This window comes from Streptomyces inusitatus, assembly GCF_014651115.1.
In the GTDB taxonomy this organism is placed as follows: Bacteria; Actinomycetota; Actinomycetes; order Streptomycetales; family Streptomycetaceae; genus Streptomyces; species Streptomyces amakusaensis.
Window position 1 is genome coordinate 1 of the sequence record NZ_BMWG01000097.1, and the last position, 629, is coordinate 629.

At 66.3% G+C, this 629-nt stretch carries 1 protein-coding gene; it reads left to right on the forward strand.

The window, feature by feature from the left end; all coding sequences use genetic code 11:
- Nucleotides 1-153: 153 nt before the first annotated feature.
- The coding region (locus IE247_RS33985) for a condensation domain-containing protein (RefSeq protein ID WP_229869535.1) at nt 154-629 on the forward strand (476 nt) is incomplete at its 3' end.

Sequence of the window (629 nt, forward strand, 5' to 3'; positions counted from 1 at the left end):
GGTCCTGAGTTGACGTTGACGTTGTTGTGGCCGGAGGCGTTGTTCGAGGAGTCTTCGGTTCGGGCGTTGGTGGACGGCTGGGCGGCGATGCTGGGCGGTCTGGTCACTGCCAGTGCGGAGGGTGGTGGTCACACCCCGTCGGACTTCTCGTTGGTGGCGTTGGATCAGGCGCGGATCGAGGGGTTGGAGGCGGAGGTTCCGGGGCTGGTCGACGTCCTGCCGGTGTCCCCGCTCCAGGAGGGTTTGCTGTTCCACGCCCTCTTTGATGAGCAGGGCACGGATGTGTATGTGGAGCAGCTGGATCTGGGGCTTGACGGTCCGCTGGATGCGGGAGTGTTGCGGGCGTCGTGGCAGGCGTTGCTGGATCGGCATGCGAGTTTGCGTGCTGGGTTCCGGCAGTTGTCGGGTGTGGATCAGCCGGTGCAGGTGGTGGCCCGTGAGGTGGTTCTGCCGTGGCGTGAGGAGGACATCTCCGGTCTCGCGGACGACGAGAAGGCGGCGGAGGCCGAGCGGCTCGGCATCGAGGAACGCGCCCGCCGCTTCGATCTCGCGGTGCCGCCTCTGGTGCGGATCCTGCTGGTCAGGACCGGTCCCGACCAGCATCGGATGATGATCACGCTGCACCACAT